The organism is Humibacillus xanthopallidus, assembly GCF_006716675.1.
GTDB lineage: Bacteria > Actinomycetota > Actinomycetes > Actinomycetales > Dermatophilaceae > Humibacillus > Humibacillus xanthopallidus_B.
On the sequence record NZ_VFPM01000002.1, the window covers coordinates 1,477,482 to 1,499,684 of the forward strand.

General features: G+C 70.0%; 18 protein-coding genes. 11 read left to right on the forward strand and 7 right to left on the reverse strand.

Going from position 1 to position 22,203, the window contains the following annotated elements; all coding sequences use genetic code 11:
- The first annotated feature begins 7 nt into the window (after positions 1-7).
- Positions 8-823 (forward strand): ABC transporter ATP-binding protein, encoded by an 816-nt coding sequence (locus FBY41_RS14705; RefSeq protein ID WP_141844937.1) that lies wholly within the window; start codon positions 8-10, stop codon positions 821-823.
- On the forward strand, positions 799-2,370 hold the full coding sequence (locus FBY41_RS14710) for a hypothetical protein (RefSeq protein WP_141844938.1): 1,572 nt from the start codon (positions 799-801) through the stop codon (positions 2,368-2,370). The genes FBY41_RS14705 and FBY41_RS14710 overlap by 25 nt, the downstream gene beginning before the upstream one ends.
- 168 nt (positions 2,371-2,538) lie before the next feature.
- On the opposite strand, the gene ppgK is transcribed toward FBY41_RS14710, so the two are convergent.
- Positions 2,539-3,315, reverse strand: coding sequence for a polyphosphate--glucose phosphotransferase (gene ppgK, locus FBY41_RS14715; protein WP_141844939.1), 777 nt, complete (start codon positions 3,313-3,315; stop codon positions 2,539-2,541).
- Positions 3,316-3,402: 87 nt separating this feature from the next.
- Positions 3,403-4,266 carry a type I methionyl aminopeptidase gene (gene map / locus FBY41_RS14720; protein WP_141844940.1) on the reverse strand — a complete coding sequence of 288 codons (864 nt, stop codon included), beginning with the start codon at positions 4,264-4,266 and terminating at the stop codon, positions 3,403-3,405.
- A 95-nt stretch (positions 4,267-4,361) separates the two neighbouring features.
- Here map and FBY41_RS14725 point away from each other — a divergent pair, with 95 nt between their 5' ends.
- Positions 4,362-4,571: a methionine aminopeptidase gene (locus FBY41_RS14725; protein ID WP_141844941.1), complete on the forward strand. Its 210-nt coding sequence runs from the start codon at positions 4,362-4,364 to the stop codon at positions 4,569-4,571.
- A 43-nt stretch (positions 4,572-4,614) separates the two neighbouring features.
- On the opposite strand, the gene panB is transcribed toward FBY41_RS14725, so the two are convergent.
- Complete coding sequence (panB, locus tag FBY41_RS14730; RefSeq protein ID WP_141844942.1) at positions 4,615-5,532, reverse strand: 3-methyl-2-oxobutanoate hydroxymethyltransferase; 918 nt, start codon at positions 5,530-5,532, stop codon at positions 4,615-4,617.
- A 254-nt stretch (positions 5,533-5,786) separates the two neighbouring features.
- Between panB and FBY41_RS14735 the strand changes: the two genes are divergently transcribed.
- The 4 genes from FBY41_RS14735 (at position 5,787) to FBY41_RS14750 (ending at position 14,069) form a co-directional block, all read left to right on the forward strand.
- Positions 5,787-8,147, forward strand: coding sequence for an immune inhibitor A (locus FBY41_RS14735; RefSeq protein WP_260439786.1), 2,361 nt, complete (start codon positions 5,787-5,789; stop codon positions 8,145-8,147).
- A gap of 175 nt (positions 8,148-8,322) precedes the next feature.
- A complete protein-coding gene (locus FBY41_RS14740; RefSeq protein WP_141844943.1) occupies positions 8,323-9,660 on the forward strand; it encodes a glutamine synthetase family protein in 1,338 nt (445 codons plus the stop codon).
- Between the two features lie 51 nt (positions 9,661-9,711).
- Entirely contained in the window at positions 9,712-12,744 is a 3,033-nt protein-coding gene (locus tag FBY41_RS14745; RefSeq protein WP_141844944.1) for a bifunctional [glutamine synthetase] adenylyltransferase/[glutamine synthetase]-adenylyl-L-tyrosine phosphorylase, read from the forward strand.
- Positions 12,741-14,069 carry an MFS transporter gene (locus tag FBY41_RS14750; protein ID WP_141844945.1) on the forward strand — a complete coding sequence of 443 codons (1,329 nt, stop codon included), beginning with the start codon at positions 12,741-12,743 and terminating at the stop codon, positions 14,067-14,069. Before FBY41_RS14745 ends, FBY41_RS14750 begins: the two co-directional genes overlap by 4 nt.
- On the opposite strand, the gene FBY41_RS14755 is transcribed toward FBY41_RS14750, so the two are convergent.
- On the reverse strand, positions 13,991-15,544 hold the full coding sequence (locus FBY41_RS14755) for an MFS transporter (protein ID WP_260439787.1): 1,554 nt from the start codon (positions 15,542-15,544) through the stop codon (positions 13,991-13,993). The genes FBY41_RS14750 and FBY41_RS14755 overlap by 79 nt on opposite strands.
- Positions 15,541-16,038, reverse strand: coding sequence for a DUF1810 domain-containing protein (locus FBY41_RS14760; protein WP_141844946.1), 498 nt, complete (start codon positions 16,036-16,038; stop codon positions 15,541-15,543). Before FBY41_RS14760 ends, FBY41_RS14755 begins: the two co-directional genes overlap by 4 nt.
- Before the next feature lie 233 nt (positions 16,039-16,271).
- Between FBY41_RS14760 and FBY41_RS14765 the strand changes: the two genes are divergently transcribed.
- The 4 genes from FBY41_RS14765 to FBY41_RS14780 all read left to right on the forward strand — a co-directional run bounded on the left by FBY41_RS14765 (position 16,272) and on the right by FBY41_RS14780 (position 20,218).
- Positions 16,272-16,694 (forward strand): DUF7144 family membrane protein, encoded by a 423-nt coding sequence (locus FBY41_RS14765; protein ID WP_141844947.1) that lies wholly within the window; start codon positions 16,272-16,274, stop codon positions 16,692-16,694.
- 163 nt (positions 16,695-16,857) lie between these two features.
- Positions 16,858-18,027 carry an amidohydrolase family protein gene (locus tag FBY41_RS14770; protein WP_141844948.1) on the forward strand — a complete coding sequence of 390 codons (1,170 nt, stop codon included), beginning with the start codon at positions 16,858-16,860 and terminating at the stop codon, positions 18,025-18,027.
- Between the two features lie 409 nt (positions 18,028-18,436).
- Complete coding sequence (locus FBY41_RS14775) at positions 18,437-18,880, forward strand: 5'-nucleotidase (protein ID WP_141844949.1); 444 nt, start codon at positions 18,437-18,439, stop codon at positions 18,878-18,880.
- Between the two features lie 873 nt (positions 18,881-19,753).
- The gene (locus FBY41_RS14780) at positions 19,754-20,218 is read left to right on the forward strand and encodes a hypothetical protein (protein WP_141844950.1); all 465 of its coding nucleotides are present in this window, start codon (positions 19,754-19,756) and stop codon (positions 20,216-20,218) included.
- Positions 20,219-20,502: 284 nt separating this feature from the next.
- Here FBY41_RS14780 and FBY41_RS14785 read toward each other — a convergent pair whose 3' ends face one another.
- Both FBY41_RS14785 and FBY41_RS14790 read right to left on the reverse strand, forming a co-directional pair.
- The gene (locus FBY41_RS14785; RefSeq protein ID WP_141844951.1) at positions 20,503-21,312 is read right to left on the reverse strand and encodes a hypothetical protein; all 810 of its coding nucleotides are present in this window, start codon (positions 21,310-21,312) and stop codon (positions 20,503-20,505) included.
- 114 nt (positions 21,313-21,426) lie between these two features.
- A complete protein-coding gene (locus FBY41_RS14790; RefSeq protein WP_141844952.1) occupies positions 21,427-21,987 on the reverse strand; it encodes a hypothetical protein in 561 nt (186 codons plus the stop codon).
- Positions 21,988-22,203: the final 216 nt, after the last annotated feature.

Consider the following 22,203-nt stretch of genomic DNA (forward strand, 5'->3'; position numbering starts at 1 on the left):
GAGTGTCGTGAACGATCCCGGTGTCCTTGCGGATCTGCCTGCACCGCAAGGTGTTCCGACCGATGGTCCGGCGATCGCCATCCGGGCTCTCGGCAAGCGCTTCGGTGATCTCATCGCCGTCAAGGGCATCGATCTCGATGTGCCCCGAGGGTCGTTCTTCGGTCTCGTCGGGCCCAACGGCGCCGGCAAGACGACGACCCTCTCGATGGTCACGGGGCTGCTGAGACCCGACCACGGCAAGGCCTTCGTCCTCGGACGCGACGTCTGGGCCGACCCGGTCGCCGCCAAGCGACTGCTCGGCGTGCTCCCCGACGGGCTCAAGCTCTTCGACCGCCTGACGGGTCTCCAGCTCATCACGTATGCCGGCCTCCTGCACGGCATGTCCCGTGACCTCGCGACGTCGCGGGCCTCCGAGCTCATCGCCGCTCTGGGCCTGTCCGAGGCACAGGGCAAGCTCGTCGTCGACTACTCGGCCGGCATGACGAAGAAGGCGACGCTGGCCTGCGCGCTCGTGCACGCGCCCCGGGTGCTCGTGCTCGACGAGCCGTTCGAGGCCGTCGACCCGATCTCGGCCGCCACGATCCGGCGCATCCTCGAGGACTACGTCGCAGCCGGGGGCACGGTCGTGCTGTCGAGCCACGTCATGGACCTCGTGCAGCGACTGTGCAGCCACGTCGCGGTCATCGCCGACGGCCAGGTGCTCGCCGTCGGGCAGACCGACGACGTGCGCGGCGGGCGCTCCCTCGAGGAGCGCTTCGTCGAGCTGGTCGGGGGAAGCACCGAGGTGGAGGGCCTGTCGTGGTTGCGCACCTCCTCCGACTGAAGCTGCTCCTGCTCCGGAACCTCTTCCGGCGCAGCCGCGCCCAGACGATCGGCATCATCGCCGGCATCGTCTACTTCTCCTTCGCGGTGGTCGGGGTGGCCGTCCTGCTGGGGTCGCTGCGCACGTCGCTCGACGATGCCCGGGTCATCATCCCGCTCGTCGGGGCCGGCACGATCCTGCTCTGGACGATCGTGCCGCTCTTCACGTTCGGCTCCGACCCGACGCTCGATCCCGCGCGGTTCGCGACCTTCGCCGTGCCGACCCGCGACCTCGCCGTCGGCCTCGCGCTCTCGGCCCTCATCGGCCTGCCGGCCATCGCGACCTGCGTCATCATGGCCGGGGTCTTCGTGGCGTGGACGGTGACGCCGGGCTCGGCCGTCGCCGGGCTCGTCTGCGTCGTCGTCGGCGTGCTGACCGCCGTGACGACGAGCCGCTGGGTCTCGGCGCGCGCCACGGGTGCGTTGCAGTCACGACGCGGCCGCGACGCGCTGGCCATCGCGGGGCTGGTGCTGCTGCTCGTCGCCGGTCCGCTCGTGGCCTTCGTCGCCAGCTCCGGCGCCGACGCGAAGGGGGCCGCCGGCATGCTGTCCGACGTCATCGCGTGGACCCCCCTCGGCTGGGTGTGGGCCGCGCCGACCGACATCGCGGCCGGTGACACCACGACCGGCCTCCTCCGCCTCCTGCTCGGCGTCCTGACGCTCGTCGTCGTCGGGCGCCTCTGGGCGGGGGCCGTCTCCGACCAGGTCGAGAACCCCCGCGCCGTCGCTCGCTCCGACGCCGGTGTCGCTGCCGACGGCGACCTCGGCCTCTTCGCTCGCACGGCTGACACCGCGGGCGGCGCGGTGGCCGGCCGTGTCCTCACCTCCTACCGGCGCGACCCCCGCTTCCAGGTCGCGCTCATCACGACGCCGCTTGTGCCGCTGCTCCTCCTCGTGCCCTTCGTCGTTGGTGACGTCCTCTGGGCGCCCCTGCTCATGGGACCCCTCGTCGCCTTCCTGCTCGGTTTCGGCGAGCACAACGCGGTGGCCTACGACTCCGACGCGGTGTGGCTGCACCTCGTCACGGCAACGCCCGGGGTGGCCGACCGGCGGGGGCGTCTCGTCGCCTCAGCGTTGCTCGCGCTCCTGCTCGTGCCGGCATACACGCTCGTCGGCGCGGGGCTCGGCGGCCGTCTCGACCTGCTCGGCGGGTTGCTCGGCCTGTCCGTGGCGCTGCTCGGTGCGGGCTACGGCCTGTCGAGCGTCATGAACGTCGTGCTGCCCTACCCGGTGCCCGAGTCGGGCGAGAGCCCCTTCGCCTCGCCGCCGGGTGCGGCCGGCGCCACCCTGCTCGCCCAGACGGTCGCGAGCATCGGCACGACCGTCATCGCTGCTCCCGTGCTGCTGCTCGCCTGGCTCGGCTGGCAGGGACAGGTCTGGGCGGTGTGGGCCACCGCCGTGCTCGGGCTCGCCCTCGGTGTCGCTGCCGCGCTCGTCGGCATCCGCATCGGCGGCCGACTCTTCGAGAGCCGCGGCCCCGAGCTGCTCGCCGCCCTCCGGCGCACCTGACCCTGAGCTCGAGTGCCCACTTCCCGACGGTGGAATCTGGGCACTCGACGCTCGAGTGCTCACTTCCAGACGGGGAGAACTGGGCACTCGACGCTCGAGTGCGCGTTTTCGGACGGGGAGAACTGGGCACTCGACGCTCGAGTGCTCAGCTCGCCACGTGCAGTGGGGTCAGCCTTTGCTCTTGCCCTTGGAGCGTTCGACGGCGAGGTGTGCGGCGCCGATGATGCCGGCCTGGTTGCGCAGCAGGGCGGGCACGATCGGGCAGCGCAGCGTGAGCTGGGGCAGGAACTTCTCGCTGTCCTTCGAGATGCCGCCACCGACGACGATGAGGTCCGGCGAGAAGAGCTTCTCGATGGTGTCGTAGTAGACCTGGAGGCGCTCGACGTACTCGCTCCACGACAGGCCCTCGCGCTCCTTGACCGACGAGGCGGCCCGGTCCTCGGCGTCGTAGCCGTCGATCTCGAGGTGGCCGAGCTCGGAGTTGGGCACGAGCCGGCCGTCGTGGATGAGCGCCGTGCCGATGCCGGTGCCGAGCGTCGTGAGGATGACGAGTCCCTGCACCCCCTTGGCGGCGCCGTAGTGCAGCTCGGCAATGCCGGCAGCGTCGGCGTCGTTGAGCACCGTGACGTCGCGGCCGGTGTGCTCCTTGATGAGCGCCTCCGCGTCGGTGCCCCGCCACGAAGGGTCGATGTTGGCGGCCGACAGCACGGTGCCGCGGATGACCACGGCCGGCACGGTCACGCCGATGGGGGAGCCGCCGGTCCGGTCGGCGAAGTGGTCGACGATCTGGTCGACGACCTCAGCCACGGCGTCGGGCGTCGCAGGCTTCGGGGTGAGGATCTTGAGACGGGCCTCGGCGAGGTCGCCGGCCTCGAGGTCGACGGGCGCACCCTTGATGCCGCTGCCGCCGATGTCGATGCCGAGTGGCTTGCCCTTCTTGCCCATGAGCTGCAACTTCCTTGTCGAGGTGGGGGTGTGGGTGCGGCCGAGGCCGCCGGGTCGACCGGTGCCTCGGGGTGTGGCGAGAGGAGCCTACGGCAGCGTGAGGATCTCGTTGCCGGTGTCCGTCACGAGGATGGTGTGCTCGAACTGCGCCGAGCGCCGCCCGTCGCGGGTGACGACGGTCCAGCCGTCGTCCCACATCTGCCACTCGTGGGTGCCGAGGTTGAGCATCGGCTCGATCGTGAAGGTCATGCCCGACTGGATGACGGTGCCGTAGTTCGGCGCGGCGTCGTAGTGCGGGACGATGAGCCCGGAGTGGAACTCCGTGCCGATGCCGTGACCGGTGAAGTCGCGCACGACGCCGTAGCCGAAGCGCTTCGCGTAGCTCTCGATGACACGGCCGATGACGTTGATCTGGCGCCCCGGACGTGCCGCGCGGATGCCGCGCATCATCGCCTCATGGGTGCGCTCGACGAGCAGCCGCGACTCCTCGTCGACGTCGCCGACGAGATAGGTGGCGTCGGTGTCGCCGTGCACCCCGCCGATGTATGCCGTGACGTCGATGTTGACGATGTCGCCGTCCTCGAGCGCCCGGCCGTCAGGGATGCCGTGACAGATGACCTCGTTGACGCTCGTGCAGACCGACTTCGGGAATCCCTTGTAGCCCAAGGGAGACGGGTAGGCGCCGTGGTCGAGCATGAACTCGTGGGCGACGGCGTCGAGCTCGTCGGTGGTCACGCCGGGGGCGATGCGCTCCGCCGCCGCAGCCATGGCCTGCGCGGCGATGCGACCCGCGATGCGCATCCGCTCGACCGTCTCGGCGTCCTTGATGCGGGCGTCACCGTCCTCGCGCGGGTTGGGCACGTCGACGTAGTGCGGCCGGGCGATCGAGGAGGGCACGGATCGGCGGGGGCTGAGGGGGTGCGGAGACACCGGGGCGTGGAGCAACGGCATACGGTGGAGTCTAGGTCGTCGCGACCGCGCCCCGGCGCGGGTCGCCCACGACCCGGACCCCGTCCAGGACGTCAGCGCAGATGTGAGGAGTCGCAGTGAGCTTCTGGTACAACGTCGACACCGGCCAGGTGGAGACCGACGACAACCGCAGCCGTGGCGAGCAGGTGCTCGGCCCCTACGCCACCGAGGCGGAGGCGCGGGCAGCTCTCGAGACCGCCCACAAGAAGACGGAGGCGTGGGACGCGGCAGACCGTGCCTGGCGCGACGGGCCAGCCGCCCGTGACGAGGACGAGCTCGACGACTGACCCCGGCGACTGACCCCGGCGACCGACCCCGCGCGGGCGGGCGCTACGACTCGAAGGAGTGCTCGGCCGCGGGGAAGGCGCCCGACTCGACGTCGGCGGCATACGCCTGCGCGGCGTCGATGAGCGTGGAGCGCAGGTCGGCGTACTTCTTGACGAAGCGCGGCGCCTTGCCGCTGCGCAGCCCGGCGAAGTCGCTCCACACGAGCACCTGCGCGTCGGTGCCGGCCCCGGCGCCGATGCCGATGGTGGGGATCGCGAGCTCCTCGGTGACGCGCGCCGCGACAGGCGCGGGCACCATCTCGAGGACGACCGAGAAGGCGCCGGCGTCCTGCACGGCCCGGGCCTCGGCAATGAGCTCGTCAGCGGCGTCGCCCCGGCCCTGCACGCGGTAGCCGCCGAGCTGGTGCTCACTCTGCGGGGTGAAGCCGAGGTGGGCCATGACCGGGATGCCGGCATCGGTGAGAGCCCTGATCAGGGGCACCATCGGGGCGCCGCCCTCGAGCTTGACCGCGTGGGCGAGCCCTTCCTTCATGAGGCGCACGGCGCTCGCGAAGCCCTGCTCGATCGAGGCGCCGTAGGACCCGAAGGGCAGGTCCGCGACGACGAGCGCGCGATGTGCGGCCGAGGAGACCGCGCGCACGAGCGGCACCATCTCGTCGAGGGTCACCGGCACCGTCGTCTCGTAGCCGTAGACGTTGTTGCCCGCGGAGTCGCCGACGAGGAGCACGGGGATGCCGGCCTCGTCGAAGATCTGGGCGGCATACATGTCGTATGCCGTGAGCATCGCCCACTTGCGGCCCTCGGCCTTCATGGCCTGCAGGTGCGGGATGCGCACGCGTCGGGGGAGCGGCGCGGTGCCGCCGGTCTGTGCACCGCGAGGGGCCCCGACGGCCGCAGGGTCACCCGACGGCCGGCTCGCGGACCCGTAGGGGTTGGGCTCTTCGGGTGCCTCAGCGCTCATGCCGCCGATGCTAGCGGTGCGCTCGCAATTGACCGGACACAGCCACGTCCACGGCGGGACAGAGCGCTACCGGCCGGCTGCGGGGACAGACGAGAGGACTGCAAGAATTTACCCTCCCTTGAAGCTTCTTCGGCTGAAATGGCTTGTGCCACAAGTTTTTACATCCACTTCACACGCAATCCTCAATTTGTCGTGCATCTGTGCTGTCATACCTGAGGCGCCGCTCGGCGCCGGATTCATCAGGAGGACAGATCTTGAACAAGCGTCACTGGAGCGCTGTGTCCGGGCTGGCCGTGGGGGCACTCGTCGTCACCGGCCTCACCGCCCCGATGCAGGCTCAGGCAACGCCGGCGGCACCGGCCCCGGTCAGCGGAGACCCCGCGGCCGCGCAGGCGTCCCGCCCCGACAACCTGCCCAACCCGCTTGCCGATGCGCAGGCAGCCAAGACGAAGGACGCCGTCACCAAGCTCATCAAGGGCGAGGCGACGACGAAGACGATCAACGGCAACCGCGTCATCGAGGTCACGACGACCGCCAAGAACGGCAAGGCCGGCAAGCCGACGTACGTCAACTACCCCGTGAACCGTGAGGAGGACATCTTCACGATCCTCACGGACTTCGGCACGAAGACGATGCCGACGCAGGGTGGTGCGGCCGGTCCCGTGCACAACACGATCCCCGAGCCCGACCGCACCTGGGACGGGAACGCGACGGACGACAACTCGACGTACTGGATCAAGGACTTCAACCGCGACCACTACCTCGACATGATGTTCGGCCCGGGGGAGTCGTTCCGTGACTTCTACCAGAAGCAGAGCAACGGCCGGTTCGTCGCCAAGGGCGACGTCTCCGACTGGGTGACCGTGCCGTACAACGAGGCGCGCTACGGCCACAACCCCGTGACCGATGACGAGGGCAACCCCATCGACGGCACCAGTGAGTCCGACGGCTACTGGAGCTACATCCAGGACACGGCGACCGCCTGGTACGACGCCCAGAAGAAGGCCGGCAAGAGCGACGCCGACATCAAGAGCTACCTCGCGCAGTTCGACAAGGTCGACCGCTACGACTACGACGGCGACGGCGACTTCACCGAGCCCGACGGCTACATCGACCACTTCCAGGCGATCCACGCCGGTGAGGGCGAGGAGGCCGGCGGCGGCGCGCAGGGAGAGGACGCCATCTGGTCGCACCGCTGGTACGCCTACTCCACCGACGCCGGCAAGACCGGCCCCGGCTTCAACAAGCTCGGCGGCGTGCAGCTCGGCAACTCGGGCATGTGGATCGGTGACTACACCACTGAGCCCGAGAACGGCGGACTCGGTGTGTTCGCGCATGAGTTCGGCCACGACCTCGGCCTGCCCGACCTCTACGACACGGCCGGCGGCGACAACGGCACCGCCTTCTGGACCCTCATGAGCGGTGGCTCGTGGCTCAACCACGGCCAGGACTCGATCGGCACGACGCCCGGCTACATGGGCGCGTGGGAGAAGCTGCAGCTCGGCTGGCTCGACTACAAGGTCGTGCCGTACGGCACTGACACGACGGTCAAGCTGAGCCAGGCCGACAGGGCCACGAAGAGCGGATCGGTCCAGGCTCTGATCGTGCCGCTCCCGGAGCGCACGGTGACCGCCAAGCGCAACACCCCCCACTCCGGCACGGCCGAGTGGTGGAGCGGCTTCGACGACAACCTCAACTCGACCCTCGCGCGCACGGTCGACCTCACCGGGGCCAAGACCTCGGCCTCCGTCGGCGCCTGGGTGCAGGGAAACCTGGAGAAGGGCTACGACTACCTCTACGGCGAGGTGTCGACGGACAACGGCGCGACCTGGAAGCAGGTCGGGGCGCCGATCGACGGGCGCTTCGCCTGGGCGCAGCAGTCGTGGGATCTCTCTGCCTACAAGGGCTCCTCGGTGCAGTTCCGTTTCCGCGTGGCCACTGACGGTGGTGTCTCGAGCGAGGCCTTCATCGACGACGTCGCTGTGACCGCCGACGGCGTCACCGGCCCGGTCGACAGCGTCGAGAGTGGCGCCGGGGCCTGGACGGCCAAGGGCTTCTCGATCATCAACGGCACGACGACCAAGCAGGTGCAGGACGTCTACTACGCCGAGAACCGCGTCTACAGCGGCTACGACCAGACCCTCGAGACAGGCCCGTACAACTTCGGCTGGGGCACGACCAAGCCTGACTGGGTGGAGCGATTCCCGTACCAGAACGGCATGCTCGTCTGGTTCGCCAACGGCGAGTACACCAACAACAACACCAGCTCGCACCCCGGTGGCGGCCAGGTGCTCCCGGTCGACGCCCGCCCGGCGCCGATCTACCTCAACAACGCGGACGGCTCGAAGACCCGCCTCGGCAACCGGCGCCAGCCGTTCGATGCGACCTTCGGCCAGGAGGCCACCGACGCGGTGAGCTTCCACCGCAACGGCATCGAGACCACGGTCGCGTCCTCGCCGGCGATCCCGACGTTCGACGACTCGGACCCGAACCGCTACTGGGCCTCGACGAACCCGTGGGCGTCCACCAAGGTGGCCGGCTCGGGCACGACGATGACGGTCAGCAAGACCACGGACGGCGGCAACGAGCTGCAGGTCAAGGTCACCTTCAAGTGACCTGAGGTCGACTGACCGAGAGGGCCCCCGAGATCACCTCGGGGGCCCTCTCGCGTCTGCGCTGCGCCCCCCGGGGGGTGTGCCGCCCCCCGCCGGACGGCATACGGCAGGGGCGGCGTCCCAAAACCACGGGTGTCGTCACATGCGCGAAACAGCGATGCGGCAGGATCGACACATGAACCGTCAGGAAGAGTTCGTGCTGCGCACGATCGAAGAGCGCGACATCCGCTTCGTCCGTCTCTGGTTCACCGACGTGCTCGGCACGCTCAAGTCCGTGGCGGTGGCGCCGGCGGAGCTCGAGGGTGCCTTCGCCGAGGGGATCGGCTTCGACGGCTCGGCCATCGAGGGACTGACCCGGGTCTACGAGGCCGACATGCTGGCCAAGCCCGACCCCTCGACCTTCCAGATCCTGCCCTGGCGCGGAGACCCGCCCGGCACCGCCCGGATGTTCTGCGACCTCCAGCTGCCCGACGGCGCCCCGAGCTTCGCCGACCCGAGGCACGTGCTGCAGCGGGCCCTCACCAAGGCGGCAGACCTCGGCTTCACGTTCTACACGCACCCCGAGATCGAGTTCTTCCTCCTCGAGCAGGAGCGCGGCCCGCTCGGGCGACCGGTCCCCGTCGACGACGCCGGCTACTTCGACCACGTGCCCCACGGCACCGGTCACGACTTCCGTCGCGCCGCGATCACGATGCTCGAGAACATGGGCATCTCGGTCGAGTTCAGCCACCACGAGGGCGCGCCGGGGCAGAACGAGATCGACCTGCGCTACGCCGACGCCCTGAGCACCGCCGACAACATCATGACGTTCCGCACGGTCGTCAAGGAGGTGGCGCTCACCCAGGGCATCTACGCCACCTTCATGCCCAAGCCCTTCTCGGAGCACCCCGGCTCCGGCATGCACACGCACCTCTCGCTCTTCGAGGGCGACGCCAACGCCTTCTACGAGGCCGGTGCGCCCTACCAGCTGAGCAAGGTCGGACGGCAGTTCATCGCGGGGCTGCTGCGCCACGGCGCCGAGACGACTGCCATCACCAACCAGTGGGTCAACTCCTACAAGCGCCTCTGGGGTGGGGGAGAGGCCCCGGCGCACCTGACGTGGGGCCACAACAACCGCTCCGCCCTCGTGCGCGTGCCGATGCACAAGCCCAACAAGGGCCAGTCGACGCGCATCGAGGTGCGCTCGCTCGACGCGGCGTGCAACCCTTACCTCGCCTTCGCCGTGCTGCTCGGCGCCGGCCTCAAGGGCATCGAGGAGGGCTACGAGCTGCCACCCGAGACCGAGGACGACGTGTGGAGCCTCACCGACGCGGAGCGCCGCGCGATGGGCATCAAGCCGTTGCCGAGCTCGCTCGGGCGCGCGCTCGAGGTGATGGAGGAGAGCGAGCTCGTCGCCGACATCCTCGGTGAGCACGTCTTCGACTTCTTCCTGCGCAACAAGCGGCAGGAGTGGCAGGACTACCGGCACGAGGTCAGCCAGTTCGAGCTGGACCGCTACCTCCCGCGTCTCTGACGCACACCGCGCAGCGGGCCGACTCCCGACGACGGGCAGGACCTGACACCGATGTCATCGCGCACGACGACCACGACCGGAGCCCTCGCCCGTCTCGGCTTCGCCGACCCCGAGCGGGCGGTCGGGCTCCTCGCTGACGCGGCGCTGCTGCCGCTGCGCTCGGTCATCCCCGACGGGCAGGTCGACGAGGTCGTCGGCGCGATCGGCGACACGGCCGACCCGGACGAGGCGCTGCTCGCCCTCGTGCGGGTGCTCGAGTCGCTCGCTCGTCGCGACGACGACCCCGAGTGGGGCATCACCGCGCTCTGCACCGACCTCGTCACCCCCGGCGAGTCGCGCAACCGCGTGCTCGCCGTCCTCGGTGGTTCGACGGCGCTCGTCGACCACCTCGTGCGGCACCCGGAGCACTGGCTCGACGCCTCGCGGGCCACCCGGCATACGGGGGAACGGGTGCGCGAGGAGCTCGTGCGCGCCGTCACGACCGAGCGCGGCGACGTGCGACCCTACGACGCGCTGCGCGTCGCCTACCGCCGCGGCCTCATGCGCATCGCGGCCCTCGACCTCACCGCGCCCGACCCGATCGCGTCGATGCCCGCGGTCGGCGAGGCCCTCGCCGAGCTCGCCGAGGCCGCGCTCGAGGCGGGTCTGGCGATCGCCCGCGAGGAGCATGGCCCCGGTCACGAGCAGTGCCGCCTCGCGATCATCGGCATGGGCAAGACCGGCGGCGGCGAGCTCAACTACGTCAGCGACGTCGACGTCATCTTCGTCGCGGAGCCCGCCGACGGCGTCGACGAGGACACCGCCCTGCGCATCGGCACGACGCTCGCGACGGCGACGATGCGCGCCTGCTCGACCCCCACGTCGGAGGGCACCCTGTGGCCCGTCGACCCGGCCCTGCGGCCCGAGGGCAAGAACGGGCCGCTCGTGCGCACCATCAGCAGCCACAAGGCCTACTACGAGCGCTGGGCCAAGACGTGGGAGTTCCAGGCGCTGCTCAAGGCGTGGGTCTCCGCGGGAGACAAGGAGATCGGCCTGCGCTACAAGGCGGAGATCTCGCCCATGGTGTGGGCGGCGGCCGGCCGCGACCACTTCGTCGAGGACGTGCAGGCGATGCGGCGTCGGGTCGAGCAGCACGTTCCCGCGGGCGAGGCGGCGCGCCAGCTCAAGCTCGGGCCCGGAGGCCTGCGCGACGTCGAGTTCAGCGTGCAGCTGCTCCAGCTCGTGCACGGGCGCAGTGACGAGTCGCTGCGCTCAGCCACGACGCTCGAGGCGCTCTCCGCCCTCGCCCGCAACGGCTACGTCGGGCGCGACGACGCCGCGATCCTCGACCACGCCTACCGGCACCTGCGCTGCCTCGAGCACCGCATCCAGCTGCACCGGCTGCGCCGCACCCACCTCATGCCCGTCGCGGACCCGGAGCTCCGCCGGCTCGGGCGGGCGATGGGGCACCGCACCAAGCCGCAGGAGGCGGTCGTCGCCGACCGCCAGGCGTCGGCCCGCGAGGTGCGCCGCCTCCACGAGCGGCTCTTCTACCGGCCGCTGCTCGCCGCCGCCGCGAAGCTCAGCCCGAGCGAGGTGCGCCTCTCGCCCGACGCGGCGCGGCAGCGCCTGCTCGCGCTCGGCTTCCGTGACCCCGCCGGTGCCCTGCGCCACATCGAGGCCCTGACGGCCGGGGTCAGCCGCCGCGCCGCGATCCAGCGCACGCTGCTGCCCGTCATGCTCGGCTGGTTCGCCGACGAGGCCGACCCGGACGCCGGCCTGCTGTCCTTCCGCCGGGTCTCCGACGAGCTGGGCTCGACGCACTGGTTCCTCAAGATGCTGCGCGACGAGGGCCGCGCAGCCGAGCGTCTGGCGCACGCGCTGGCGCGCAGCCGGTATGCCGCCGACCTCCTCGCGAGGTCACCGGAGAGCGTCTCGATGCTCGGTGACCCCAACGGGCTGACGCCCCGCACCCGTGAGGCCCTCGTGTCGACGATGCGGTCGGCAGCCGGCCGCCGTGACACCGTGGCCGAGGCCATCGCGGCCGTGCGCACCATCCGCCGCCACGAGCTGCTCCGCGTGACGCTGGCCGACCTGCTGGGCACGATCGACCTCAAGGGAGTGGGGGCCGCCCTCACCGACCTCACTGCCGCGACGATCGAGGCGTCGCTGGGCGCTGCGATCGCCGACCTCGAGCGGCGTGAGGAGCGACCACTCGGGGGCGAGGTTCTCGTCGTCGGGATGGGCAGCCTCGGGGGTGGCGAGCTCGGCTACGCCTCCGACGCCGACGTGCTCTTCGTCCACCGGCCGCACCCGGGTGAGTCCGAGGCCGAGGTGCAGGCCCGGGTCACCACCGTCGTGCAGGAGCTGACCCGTCAGCTGTCGAGCACCGGCCCCGACCCCGCGGTCAGCCTCGACGCCGACCTGCGGCCGGAGGGCAAGAACGGCCCCCTCGTGCGCAGCCTGGACTCCTACCGCACGTACTACGAGCGCTGGGCCCTGACCTGGGAGTTCCAGGCGCTCCTCCGAGCCGCGCCCGTCGCCGGCTCCGAGGCGCTCGCGCGCGACTTCACGGCACTCATCGACCCCCTGCGCTACCGCGAGGAGGGGCTCACCCCCACGCAGGTGCGAGACATCCGCACGCTCAAGGCGAGGGTCGAGGCCGAGCGGCTGCCCCGCGGCGCCGACCCGCACACGCACCTCAAGCTCGGCCGGGGCGGCCTCACCGACGTCGAGTGGACCGTGCAGCTGCTCCAGCTCCAGCACGCCCATGCGAAGCCCGCCCTGCGGGTCACGGGCACGATGGCGGCCCTCGAGGCACTGGGCAGCGCCGGTCTCCTGTCGGCCGAGGACGTCCGCGCCCTGCGCGAGGCCTGGCGCTTCGGCTCGCTCATGCGCAACGCCGGTGTGCTGTGGCGCGGTCGCCCCGTCGAGAGCGTTCCGACCGACCTTCGTGACGCCGAGGGGATCGGCCGGATCATGGGTCGCCCCGCCGGCGAGGCGTCGGCTCTCGGCGAGATGTGGCGGCGTGTCGCGCGGCGTGCAAGGCAGGCCACTGATTTCAACTTTTACGACTCGCCACCTAGGGGTAGCGTCAACACGTGATTCCGAGCCAAGGGCGAAGCGGCACCGCTCCGACGTATGCCGCCGTCCTCCGGGCTCCGCACTACCTCCCCATCTTCGTCGCGAACGCGCTGTCGCTCTGGGGTGACTACATCGCTCGCGTGACCGTCGCGGCCGTCGTCTACGAGCGCACCAGGTCGCCTCTCGCGACGGCGGCGACCCTTGCCGTCAGCCTCGTGCCCACCTTCTTCGGCCGCAGTCTCGTCGGGCCGGTCGTCGACCGCTTCCCGTACAAGTGGGTGCTCATCTGGTCGCACCTGCTCCGTGCGCTCTGCGTGGTCGGCCTCATCGGCCTCACGGTGACGCAGTCGCCCATCTGGGGCCTGTTCATCGTGCTCTTCGCGCTGGAGGCGATCGGGGGCGCCTCGACGGCGTCCAACATGGTGCTGCTCACCGACCTCTTCGAGGACCGTCACCTCTACGCGCGGGCCGTGGGTCTGGGGGCCATGTCAGAGCAGTTCAACCAGGCGATCGGTCTGGCCATCGGTGGTGGGCTCGTCGCCCTCGTGGGGTCGGGCGTGGGCCTCGTCTTCGACCTCGTCACCTTCCTCGTCGCTGCCGCCGTCATCTTCGTCGTCGCGCCGCTGGTGCCCGTGTCGGGGGTGCGCGGGCGCGGGCTACGTGGATTCGCCCGTGACCTGCAGACCGCAGCGCGCGACCTGGCCGGCCACCCGGTGCTGGCTCGGCTCGTCACGCTCAGCGCTGTTGCCGGCCTCGCCATCTCCGCCCCGGAGGCCCTGGCCATCCCGATCGCCAACGAGAACGGCTGGGGCGGCTTCGGCGGCGTGCTCATGGCCGCACCGATCGTCGGCGCCTTCGTCGGCATCGTGCTCATCGGACGCCTGCACGTGCAGCGGCAGAACCAGCTCATCGTGCCGCTCGCGCTGGCGATGCCGGTGCCGCTGCTGGCTCTGGCGCTCCACCCGCCGATCTGGCTGGTCGTGGCCCTCTTCGTCGTGAGCGGACTCCTCCAGGCCTTCATGGTGCCCCTGCAGGCGACCTTCACCCTCGTGACGCAGCCGGAGCTGCGCGGCAGGATCTTCAGCCTCGCCGGCTCGGTGTCGGTCGCCGCGGCCGGCGTCTCCTTCCTCGTGGCCGGCTGGTTCGGTCGGCACACCGCCAACCCCTACCTCGCCGTCGCCATCTGCGCTGCCATCACCGTCGTGCTCGTCGGCCTGCTCGCCCTCACGTGGCCCCACCACCGGGTCAGCCGGGCCGTCGACCGCGCCTACGGCCCGGTGGCGACGCCCTCACCGTCACCCGTTGCGTCACCTGCTGCCTCATCCTCGTCGTCGCGCGTGGGTTGAGGCTGACGCCGGCGAGAACGAAGGTCGAGCCCGCTCGCAAGCAGGGCGACGGCGACGAGACCCGCAGCGACCCGCAGGGCCCAGACCGCACCCCTCGTGCTGTCGTGCGTCGCCGAGACCGCGAAGTACACCGCCCCGATGAGGGCGATGCCGGCGGCGGTGCCAATGCGCTGACCGGTCTGGAGCAGCCCGCCTGCGGTGCCCGCCCTCTTGACGGGGACCGCCGCCAGCGTCAGCGTCACGTTGGGTGAGATGACGAGACCACTGCCGAGACCGGCGACGAGGAGCGGTACGAGCAAGGCCCAGCCCAGCTGGGGGCCGCTGACGTGCGCGAGGACGAGGTCGACGACGACGAGCCCGACGAGCACGGTCGTGAGCCCGGCCGTGACGAGCAGGCGACCGAAACGCCCCACGAGGTAGCCGCCGATCGCGGCGGCCACGGCCGAGCCGGCGGCGAAGGGCGTGACCGCCAGCCCTGCGAGCAGCGGCGAGTAGCCGAGGGCGTCCTGGAAGTAGATCGTCAGGACGAAGAAGATGCCGGTGAAGCCGCCGAAGTAGATGAGCCCGACGGTCGCGCCCGGGCTGTATCCCGGCACGCGGAAGAGGTCGAGGTCGACGAGGGGGCTGCGGCCACGCCGGGTGTAGCTGCGCTCCCAGGCGATGAAGGCAGCAGCGAGGACGAGCCCGATCATCGCCACCCACCACGGGATGGCGCCGGAACGGGACCCCGACGGGCCGGACCCCCGGCCCGTCTCGACGAGCGGCAGCAGCAGGGCCAGCACCGTGCCGCCGAGCAGGACGACGCCCACCGGGTCGAGATCGAGACGCGCCGACCTTGCCCGGCGCGGCGCGGGGAGCCAGCGTCTGGCCAGGATCACCGCGACGACCGCGATGGGGAGGTTGACGAAGAAGATCCAGCGCCACCCGGCATCAGGGCCGAGAGCGTTGATGATGAGCCCGCCGACGATGGGCCCGACCGCCGTCGAGATGCCGATGGTCGCCCCGAGCATGCCGAAGGCACGACCGCGCTCGCGGCCCGAGAACATCTGCTGGATGAGCCCGGAGACCTGTGGGTTGAGGATGCCCCCCGCCGCGCCCTGGACGAGCCGGGCGACGACGAGAACCGCACTGCTGGAGGCGAGCCCGCACGCCAGGCTGGCGGCGCCGAAGAGCACGACACCCGCGATGAAGACGGGTCGCCGTCCGACGATGTCGCCGACGCGTCCGGCCCCGACGAGGGTGAGCCCGAAGGCGAGCGCATAGCCCGAGACGATCCACTGGAGGTCGCTGGGCGATGCTCCCACGCCCTGCTGGATCGAGGGCAGCGCCACGTTGACGATGCTGACGTCGAGCAAGGTCATGAAGCCTGCGACGAGGCAGACGGCGAGGGCTCGCCACCGCCGTGGGTCCGGCGGCTCGTCCTGCGCGGCCGGGTGGGCGTCGTCGACGACGTGGGTCCTCCGGTCGTCGGTCACGACGGCCGGCCGACGATGGCGAGGGTCGCGTCGTCACGTCGCCCGTCGAAGTAGTGGTCGAGCACCCTCCCGAAGAGCTCGGCCGCGGCGCGGTGGACGTCAGCGTCAGAGCTGGACTCGGAGTCGGGGTGGGCGTCCGCAGCGTCGGCGGCGGCGCGCTCGAAGAGCGTCATGCTCGAGCGCAGCTTCACCGCGTCGATGTCGCCCAGCACCTTCCGGGGGTCGTGCTCGTCGAGCTGCTCGAGGGCACGGGCGCACTCGATGAGGCGGGGCCCCAGCACCGGGTGCGCGAGGAGCGCGCGTGCCTCGTCAAGGCCCGAGACGGCATACCGCTGCGCCGTGGCGCTGTGACCCAGCCCGGCGACCTGGGGGAGGACGAACCACATCCAGTGGCTTCTCTTGCGGCCGGCGCGCAGCTCGGCGAGGGCCTGCTCGTAGGTGCCCGAGTCCTCCTGGGCGCGCACGAAGCGCTCGAGGTCGAAGGGGTCCGTCATGCCTTGTTCCTACCCCGCCGGGCGTCTCGAGGCGAGGGGAGGAGCCCGACGTGTGGCGAGATCACCCAGATGTGACAGGTGCGGTTCTGCCGCGGGGTCGGGCAGCTTCCGTCCGACCCCGACAGCTCGGGCCACGCGGCTCGGTAACCGGCTCACCTCATCCGGGTGTAGTGCGCGAGCTCGCGCGTGCCTAGCGTCGAGATCATCAGCACCTCACCCTCAGGAGGACTTCCATGGCCAACTCATCGTCACCTCGATCCGCAAAGCCGGCCCCCGGCTCTGCCTGGGCTGTCGGAGCCAGCACCTTCGCTGCCTGCATCATGCTCATGGTCGGCATCTTCCAGGCGGTGGAGGGCCTCGTCGCCATCGTCAACGGCACCGACTTCCTCATCAAGGGTCCCAACTACGTCTTCACCTTCAACGCGTCGACGTGGGGATGGATCCACCTCATCCTGGGTGTCATCATCGCCGTCGCCGGAGGGGCCATCCTCAGCGGCAACATCGTCGCTCGTTCGGTCGGCATCGCACTGGCGGTGCTCTCGGCGATCGCGAACTTCCTGTGGCTGCCGTACTACCCCCTCTGGGCGCTCGTCATCATCGCGCTCAACGTCTTCGTCATCTGGGGCCTGGCGAAGGCGAACCTCGGTCGCGACTGAAGTGACCCGTCCGTGACACAGAGGCGGACTCGCCTGCGGCGCAGGCGGGTCCGCCTCACCGCTGCGTGAAAGGCGCCATGTCCTTGACCCCCTGCCGCGGGGGCGAGGACACTTCGGAGCCAACGTCAGAGTCTGTGATGGAGACGGTGAGCGGGAGGGCCACATGCGTGCGCTGCGGGCGAGCCAGGCGTTCGACGGCGAGCGCTTCATCGGGCCGGTCGATGTCGTCCTGGACCACGAAGGGCGCATCGCCGAGGTGTCGCCGTGGCGAGAGCACGGCAGTGCTGTGGATCTGGAGGACCTCGGCGACGTCACGATCCTGCCGGGGCTCGTCGACGCCCACCAGCACCTCAGCTGGGACTGCTCGCCCGACCCGCTCGGCTGGCACGCGTCGAACGACGACGCGACGCTCCTCGACACGGCGAGAGCGAACGCGCGACGTGCCCTCACCGCCGGCATCACGACGGTTAGAGACCTCGGGTCGCGCGGCAGCGTCGCTCTGGGGCTGAGGGATGGGATCGCCACCGACCCGTCGTCCGGACCGCGCATCCTCGCCTCTGGCCCGGCCCTGACGACCCCTGGTGGTCACTGCCACTTCCTCGGTGGCGAGTGCGCCGACCGCGACGAGCTCCTCGCAGCGGTGACCCGCCTTGCCGAGGCCGGTGTGGACGTCATCAAGGTGATGGCCACCGGCGGGAACGTCACGCCGGGGTCGCTGCCCCACGAAGCCCAGTTCGGGCCTGCCGATCTGCGTGCCGTCGTCGACGCGGCCCACGCCCGTGGGCTCCCCGTGGCCGCCCACGCTCACGGCACCGGCGGGGTGGTCAACGCGCTCGACGCCGGCGTCGACACGATCGAGCACTGCACCTTCATGACCGCCGAGGGAGTCGCGCAGGACCAGGCCCTCATCGACCGGCTGGCCGCATACGGCACTCCGGTCGTGCTGACGGCAGGAAGCCTCCCGGGGCCGATGCTGCCGGCCCTCGCGGCACGGTTGCCGGCGCTGCTCGCCCACATCCGCGTGATGCTCGACGCGGGTGTGCGCTGCGTGCTTGCCACGGATGCCGGCATCGGTCCGCCCAAGCCGCACGACGTGCTCGTCCTCGCGGTCCTCCAGGCGTACGAGATGGTCGGGGTGCCCGTGGAGCAGGCGCTCGCGATGTGCACGTCTCGTGCTGCCGACGCGCTGGAGATCGGCGACGAGGCGGGCAGGCTGGCGGCCGGTCGCGCAGCGGACCTCCTCGTCGTCGCGGGCCGCCTCGATCTCGACGCCCGCGCCCTGGGGACTCCGCTCCGGGTGCTTCGCCGCGGCGTCGACGTGCTCGAGGCCTGACGACTCCGAGCGGCGGATTGGTGCGCCGGTGCGCCGACACGGTGAAACGGCGACCGGCGCTGCGGGGTGTCGGGGGACACCGACGCAGGCCAGCCGCCGTTCAGGGTCGAGCTCCGTTGGCGCGGGGCGCCGACGGTCGATCAGATGTCGTAGTACATCTCGAACTCTGCACGCATAGTTGGAAACCGTTGGACGCCTAGGCATTAGCCGTCTGACGTGCAGAAACTCCGACTCTGACCGTTGAGAAACGATGGGCGCTTGTGAATGTCCCAAGGACACCGCAAGGACAACGCCCTGGGAGTGGCGACCGCCATAGCCATGGAGTAGGAATGCAGGACGGCCCCACTCGGCGCGGGCACGCCGAGCAGGGCCTGGACCGAACAACCTTCCCTAGAAAGGCAGAACGATCATGCACACCAGTCTTCCCTACGCAGCTCTTGATACAGCGCGCGCCCGTCTGTCGGCTCACATCGAGAGCGACGACGCAACGGCCCTCGAGTGGTGGATCACGCACCCCCGAATCCAGCTCGCTTCCGCCATCAGCGACCTCGGTCAGAGCCTCATGCGCCTCGGCAACCGGATCGACGACGCCGCCCCCAACGGCGACGAGTCCGAGGCATTCCGGGCCGGCTACCGAACCGGCTACCGAGCCGGCGCACGACAGGCAGGATCACCCCCAGACGGCTACCTCTACGCCGAGCACGTGGCACTGATGGCCGGGACGTCCGCGGTCGACGTCAGGCAGGCCATGGCAGCCGGCTGCCTCGCGCACCGCGAGGAAGACGACGACAGCGGGCGCCGTCTCATCGCGTGGGACGACGCCGTGGCGTGGGTCAAGGCGTCGGCCCCATGAGTGCCCGGACGCCGGTCCAGGCGCGCCAGACGAAGCGCACGACTATGCGGCTCTGCTCGTCGAGGGGAGTGGCAACCTCAAGCGCGGCTGACGCCTTTGGGCGACCGGAGGGCAAGCGCCCCCCGCTCAATCCCCGAGCGGGGGAGCGCTTGGGCGTCTCGACCAGTCAGGGGAGCCCCCCCGAGACACAGACGGTGCTCACACGCTACCTAGAAATCGGCAAGCAAGCGGGCGTGGGGGCGAGTCGATCTGCCCTATTCGGTGGTGTTGGTGGCACGCTCTCCTGTCATGAGGAACTTCACCGTCCACACCGCCGTTCAATCCATCGAGTACGAGGGGTCCGACTTGGACGTCGAGGAAGGCGGCGTGCTGGTCGTGAAGTCACCCGATGGCGCTGAGACGCTCTATTCGCCACATCACTGGCGATGGGTTGACGTGTCACAGAGTGGGAGCGTCTATGAGACTCGAGGCATGGAGTCCGTCTAGGTTCGCTCGGTGCAGGCCCATGCCGGTGACCGAGGGGCGGGGAGTGGGGGACTCGACCCGCCCCTCGGTTGGTGAGGTGACAGCGGCCTCACCGAACCCCGCGAGAAGGACCTCGGGCGCGGGGCAGTCGTCGCAGACCTCGCCGGTCTCGCCGGTGTCGACGCGGGAAAGACTTCCCACCTGAGAAGCGACGTCGTTGACTGCCGTCCGCTGTGAGACTCCGACCACTGGCGCGATGGCGCGCGTCGACAGCCCGGGGCCGATGCCAGCTCGTGCATGTCGAGTCAGACGGGGCGCTCGTGATGCAGTTGGCTCGACGCCGGCCTGTTGCGGCCGGTCGGGTGGCGACTCCCCGGGGACTCGTGCAGCACCTGCGATCCTTTGGCCATGGAGATAGCCGCTCTCGTCCTGTCAGTAGTCGCAATCATCGCGGCCGGCGCGTCAGCGGTCTACAGCAAGAGGCAAGCTGACGCCGCTGCGGCCGTCCTAGCCATCGAGGAGGCGCGCCGGGAAGAAGAGCTAGATGACCGACGGCGTCAGGCCGATGAGCTGCGTAGGGCACGGCTGTCCATATCTGGAGGCGGTGAGGGCGGCAACGCGTTTCGTTCGTGGACACTGCGCAACTCCGGCAAGGCCAGGGCGACTAACGCGCGGGTGGTGGTCGCGGACCTCGCCGTCAAGCCACAGTGGATGGACGAGGTGGTCGAGGTCGGCACGCTCGAGCCCGATGCGGCCTACCGGCGTGGGTTCGATCTGAGCGAGTCGGACATGCTCGACCCGATCCCTGTCCGGATGACTTGGGACGACGAGCTCGGCCACCACGAGGCGACCCACACGCTCAGGTTCGAATGACTCCAAACTCGCGCTAGCACCCGACGGCGAAGCGTGGTTTGTTGGCATACTTGCCCCATCCGCGTGGTGATCCTGGTGGCAGTGGAGTACGACGTCACAGACGAAGAGAAGTTGAGCGACGCGCACGCGGCTCGGGCGAGTGGACTTCGGTCGGACGCACCTGCGGTGGGCAAGATCAGCGATTTGCTGGGCGTCGGTACGCCCATCCGGGAACGGTACCGAGGTCCACGAAATTGCGCAGGAGATGCGCGGCCGCCCTCCGGGAGCGAAACAGGGTTTCTAAGTCATTGGAGCGGCAGACCGAGAGCTGTGCGCTGAGTGGGGGCTCGGCGGCGGTGGAACATGCTGTAGGCGTCCTGCATCGCAACGGCCGCGTTGTGGAAGATCATCCCCAGCGAGTCGAGGTCAGCGCTGATCCGCACTGGGATGGTGTTGTCGTCGCCGGCTACCCCGAACTCCTGAGCACTCATCGCGAGCATGGCCCAGGACCGTCCGTGGGTCATCCCCGACGCCACGCGCCAGGCTGTGAGCACGCCGCTCCCCATCTTGGTCGACATCGTCGTCAGCACGCTCGTCATGTTGTAGCCACCGTCGAGGGTTCCACTGTCGATGCCGTTCGCCAGAGCAACGGCGTTCCGCCACTCAAGCCGCTGTCGCTTGGTGCGGCGCCACGACGACGCGTCTTGGTAGACGAGCCCCATGTCCTTCGTATCCGCCCAGAAGACGCGCAGCGACCGGGAGACGCGCTCACGCTGTGAGGGAGGCTCCAGCAGCCACCACGCGACCGCGGCGCACTCGATCCCGCCACGGATCATGGCGTACTCGGCGTAGGTGTGGACGGACTTGGCCTCGAGGATCATCGAACTGACTCCGTGTAGAAAGTCGGTCGAGGCGTGCACGAGACGGATAACTTGGTGAGAAATAGGCTCGTAGCCGGCAGTCGCAAGGTCATCCTTGGCCAGCGCACTATCCGGATGGATTGGCCACTGCCCGAGCTGCGGATCGTCACTGAGCAGTCCATTGACCACCTGGACGTCATGATGGAAGTTCGTTCGGACCGATTCCGTCATCAGTTCGTCGAGCCTCAACGCCATACCGGCACTGTAGGCCCGACGGCCCCGCAGAGGGCCTGGGACCCCTCCGACCCACCCGGGGTGCGTCAAGACCCAGGCGACGACCCCTAGCGGTCTCTGCGGTGAGTCGGCCCGCTACGCCCCCACGAACCGGACGCGCATGAAGTTGACGGCCTGACCTGGCGTGCTCGTGGCGAGGTTGCTGCCGCTGTTCTGGAATAGGAACATCTCGACGTAGTCGCCGGCCGAGACCGAGATCACAGGGGACGGCATCGGAACCGCAATAGCGGCGCCACCGCCTGCCGACTGCTGCGACACGTTGACCTGCGTGCCTCCGGTGTCGCTGCCACCCGAGTTCAGCCGGATCTGGGCGAGGCGGGTGCCGGTCGCATTGGCGACGAAGTAGCCCTGCCCGGTCACCTCGTACTTGCCGGCGGTGCGGAAGTAGATGCGCGAGTTGTTCGTCGTGATGTCGTGCATCGGGGAGTCGCCCGACTGCACCACATCAAACAACTCGCCCGCGAGCGGCACGAGTCCCCACACGCTCGACGTGAGGGTCTGCGTGGCTGTCTGGTAGGCGTAGCACTGCGGCGGGTTGTTGGCGAAGTTCACCGTGGCAACAAGCAAATTCAACTTCGCGGCCACACCAACTTTCTCGCCGGCGGAGAAGGTGGACGCAACAGGGTCAGTGCCCATGTGGGGGTTCCTTTCAGTATCCGAGCGGGCACTGGTCGCGCCCGCCGTAGGTTGTGTCGTATGTCGTCGTGGTGACGCTCAGTCCTGCCACGGCCTCGCTGGTGGAGATGTCGAGCATGCCTAGCCTTCTTTCGGTTGAGAGCGCCACTGTCCGCGAGCTCGGTTCCAGCGCAGACGCGCCCACTGCCGGTCGGTCCCGGGCGCTCCGTCCGGTCG

Excerpts from the sequence above, each read along its gene's own strand:
- ppgK (WP_141844939.1), bottom strand. The coding sequence starts at position 3,315 with ATGGGCAAGAAGGGCAAGCCACTCGGCATCGACATCGGCGGCAGCGGC.
- map (WP_141844940.1), bottom strand. The coding sequence starts at position 4,266 with ATGCCGTTGCTCCACGCCCCGGTGTCTCCGCACCCCCTCAGCCCCCGC.
- panB (WP_141844942.1), bottom strand. The coding sequence starts at position 5,532 with ATGAGCGCTGAGGCACCCGAAGAGCCCAACCCCTACGGGTCCGCGAGC.
- FBY41_RS14740 (WP_141844943.1), top strand. The coding sequence starts at position 8,323 with ATGAACCGTCAGGAAGAGTTCGTGCTGCGCACGATCGAAGAGCGCGAC.
- FBY41_RS14745 (WP_141844944.1), top strand. The coding sequence starts at position 9,712 with ATGTCATCGCGCACGACGACCACGACCGGAGCCCTCGCCCGTCTCGGC.
- FBY41_RS14760 (WP_141844946.1), bottom strand. The coding sequence starts at position 16,038 with ATGACGGACCCCTTCGACCTCGAGCGCTTCGTGCGCGCCCAGGAGGAC.
- FBY41_RS14765 (WP_141844947.1), top strand. The coding sequence starts at position 16,272 with ATGGCCAACTCATCGTCACCTCGATCCGCAAAGCCGGCCCCCGGCTCT.
- FBY41_RS14770 (WP_141844948.1), top strand. The coding sequence starts at position 16,858 with ATGCGTGCGCTGCGGGCGAGCCAGGCGTTCGACGGCGAGCGCTTCATC.
- FBY41_RS14775 (WP_141844949.1), top strand. The coding sequence starts at position 18,437 with ATGCACACCAGTCTTCCCTACGCAGCTCTTGATACAGCGCGCGCCCGT.
- FBY41_RS14780 (WP_141844950.1), top strand. The coding sequence starts at position 19,754 with ATGGAGATAGCCGCTCTCGTCCTGTCAGTAGTCGCAATCATCGCGGCC.
- FBY41_RS14785 (WP_141844951.1), bottom strand. The coding sequence starts at position 21,312 with ATGGCGTTGAGGCTCGACGAACTGATGACGGAATCGGTCCGAACGAAC.
- FBY41_RS14790 (WP_141844952.1), bottom strand. The coding sequence starts at position 21,987 with ATGGGCACTGACCCTGTTGCGTCCACCTTCTCCGCCGGCGAGAAAGTT.